The 2,846-nt window shown below is 68.1% G+C and carries 3 protein-coding genes; all 3 read right to left on the bottom strand.

What is annotated here, in order from left to right; genetic code table 11:
- Window positions 1-422 (bottom strand): tyrosine-type recombinase/integrase (locus HCU76_RS36165; protein WP_371319970.1); only part of this gene is annotated, 422 nt, incomplete at its 3' end.
- A 40-nt stretch (window positions 423-462) separates the two neighbouring features.
- Window positions 463-1,440, bottom strand: a complete 978-nt coding sequence (locus HCU76_RS36160) for a tyrosine-type recombinase/integrase (RefSeq protein ID WP_213959952.1) — start codon at window positions 1,438-1,440, stop codon at window positions 463-465.
- Window positions 1,437-2,690: a tyrosine-type recombinase/integrase gene (locus HCU76_RS36155; RefSeq protein WP_218512043.1), complete on the bottom strand. Its 1,254-nt coding sequence runs from the start codon at window positions 2,688-2,690 to the stop codon at window positions 1,437-1,439. The genes HCU76_RS36160 and HCU76_RS36155 overlap by 4 nt, the downstream gene beginning before the upstream one ends.
- Window positions 2,691-2,846 lie beyond the last annotated feature (156 nt).

The raw sequence follows: 2,846 nt of genomic DNA, 5'->3' as shown, positions 1-2,846 counted from the left end.
AGCAGGTGATCGCGCTGGCTGGTCCAGCTTGGCCCCGGCTTGCCGATGATCGCCAGCATCTCCTCGCGCGACAGGAACCCGAGCATCGGCCGCTCGAAGCGCTTCATCGGCACACCCAGTGCCTGCTCGACGACATGCAGTGCATCGACATCACGGTGGCCGGCGAACTTCAGGAACGCGCGCAGCGCCGCCAGCCGCGCGTTGCGCGTCCGCACGGCGTTGCCGCGGTCACGTTCCAGATGATCGAGGAAGGCCAGGATCAGCGTCGGCGTGATGTCCTGCAGCCGCATCGTCGTGGGCTGCTTGTGCAGGTGCATCACCGCGAAGTCCAGAAACAGCACGAACGCGTCACGGTAGGTCGCCACCGTCCGCGGGCTCATCGCGCGCTGCTGGGTGAGGTGCTCGGTGAAGAACGACTGCACCAGCGCAGCGAAGCTCGGCGGGGCGCGCGGAGTCGAAGTCCTACTCATCGCCGTCCTCCCAGGGATTGGCGAAGCGCTCGAAGCGCTGGCCCAGCAAGCCCATCAACTCCGGCACGCCGGTGAGGTACCAGTAGGTGCTGGAGACCTTGACGTGACCGAGGTAGGTCGACAGCGCCAGCATCCGCTGGCCCACGTCCACGCCCTGCTCGTGCCAGAGCACCAACCGGCGCACTGCGAAGCTGTGGCGCAGGTCGTGGATGCGCGGCGTGCCATGGCTCCCACGATCCACCCAGCCGAGTTGCCTGCGCAGTTCCTCGAAGATGCGGTGGACTTGGCGGTCCCCGACGGGTTGACCCAGCAAGCGCCCGCGGCTGGCGACGAAGAATGGCAACTCGGGTGTGCTGCGCACATGCCGAGTGCGCTGCGCTCGGTAGCGCGCCAGGGCCTCGATGGCGCTCGGATGCCGCGGCACCAGGCGCGACTTGCCGCACTTGCTCTGCCGGATCGTCAGCACGCCGCCTTGCAGGTCTACATCGGCATCGAGCAACCCCAGCGCCTCGGAGATGCGCAACCCGGTGCAGGCGATCAGCCCGAACAGCGTCTCCATCACCGCCGGGCGTAGTCCGCCGTCGGGGCCGAGCTCCCGGGCGGCGGCCAGCAAGTCTACGATCTCGGGCTCGCGGTAGACGTGTGGCGTCATCCGGCCCGGCACCGCGCCGAAGACGGCTTCGTTGGGCACCTCGGTGGCGGGCTCGAACTGCCGTAGCCACTTGGTAAACGGCCGCAGCATCTTCAGCCTCCGGGCCGCAGTGGCGCGGTCGCCATGTCCGCCCTTGGCTTGGCGCGCCCAGGTGGCCATCAGATCGACCTTCAGCGGTCCGTGGTGCCCCGCCGCTTGGACATGCCTGGCGAAGCTTGCCAGACCGTGCCCCATCGTGCTGAGCTCGAAGCCCACACGGCGTCGCTCGGCCAGGTACTGCTCGACCCTGGCCTGCAGGCTGCCCGTCCGCGCGCTCATGCCAGGCTCCCCGGCCACGGCAGCGCAACGTCGGACAGCGCGCCATGGTCAACCTTGGCGTAGATCATCGAGGTGTTCAGTGACCGGTGCCGCAGCACGTCGGCCACTTCCTTGATCGACCCGCCCTGGTTGATGATCCGACAGGCCACGGTGTGGCGCAGGGCATGGCCGCGGCCATGCGGGATGCCTGCGCGCCGGAAGGCGTCGCGAACGATACGGCGAATGGCGTCGACGCCGATGGGCTCGTCATGCGGCGCCAGGCGGCGCACGAACAGCGCCCCGTCGCTCGTCTTGGGCCGCTCGTAGCGGAGATACGCCTCCAGGGCCCGGCCGGTGCTCGTCGGCAAGGGCAGGAGGTCCTGGCGGCGCGACTTCGTGCGCTTGAGCGTGACCGTGCCCTGGCGCCAGTCGATGTCGGCCAGTTGCAGCCGGCTGATCTCGATGCCGCGCAGCCCAAGATCCAGCGCCAGGCGGACGACTGCGTAGCCACGGCGGGGCGAAGGCAGCGCAGCGGTGAACGAACTCAGCAACCGATCCACCTCCTCGGGCTTGAGCCCTCTTGGCAGTGACGCCATGCTCCAGTGCGCGGGGGATGCGATGACTGCCAACAGCGGCTGCACCGCATCGCCACGGGTTGCGCGGTAGCGCAGGTACGCGCGCAGGGTCGAGGCGATCGTGATGGCGTTGCTGGTGGTATCCAGGGCATCGAGTTGGTCGGCGACGAAGTGCCGTATGTCGTCGGTCTGAAGCTCGCCGACGACGACAGGCCGACCGGCGGACTTGGCCACCAGCAGCCGTTCGACGATGCGAAGACGGCCACTGCGCGTCTTGGATGCCAAGCCGCGCGCGTCGCGCATGTGGGCGTCGTAGCTGCGAAGCTCATCGGCAATGGGGCCTGCCGGTGCGGGCGGCCGCGCAATGACGCCCTCTGCGCGCAGGATCTCCAGCATGGGGACCAATGCCGCATGCGCGTCACTCGGCGTGCGCAACGCGCCACCCAGGCAGTCGCACCGAGGCAGGTGATAGCGAAGGAATTGGTCGATGCAGCCTTCGTTCAGCATGCGCGCCGGCAAATGGCACATCGACATCCAGTGCGCGAAATGCGCTACGGCGTTCACGTAGCGATCGCAGGTGTGGGTGGCGTACCGGCCTCGCCTCAGTCGCGCGACGTAGGCCGGGACTTGGGCGGACAGCGGGCCTTCTAGCAGCCAGCCCCGTAGGGTCTGGTGCAGCGCAGGGATCTTGGTCATGACGGTCTCCAGAGGTGGAGCCGTCAGTGCTGCGCCAGCAGCCGATTTATGTCCAGTCCAGTGCGTGGTCGCACTGCGGATCGCGAGTATTGGCGCGGCCTGCCCGCCTACGTCGCCCCAGAACTTCTCATAACTGGGGCCTTCTCATAATGGCCG

The sequence above is a fragment of the Variovorax sp. dw_308 genome, from assembly GCF_019207085.1.
Taxonomy (GTDB): domain Bacteria; phylum Pseudomonadota; class Gammaproteobacteria; order Burkholderiales; family Burkholderiaceae_C; genus Variovorax.
The sequence above is the reverse complement of the archived record's forward strand: the minus strand, read 5'-3'. Positions and strand labels throughout refer to the sequence as shown.

Bases quoted from the DNA above. Each gene is read 5' to 3' on its own strand.
- HCU76_RS36160 (WP_213959952.1), bottom strand. From the start codon at position 1,440: ATGAGCGCGCGGACGGGCAGCCTGCAGGCCAGGGTCGAGCAGTACCTG.
- HCU76_RS36155 (WP_218512043.1), bottom strand. From the start codon at position 2,690: ATGACCAAGATCCCTGCGCTGCACCAGACCCTACGGGGCTGGCTGCTA.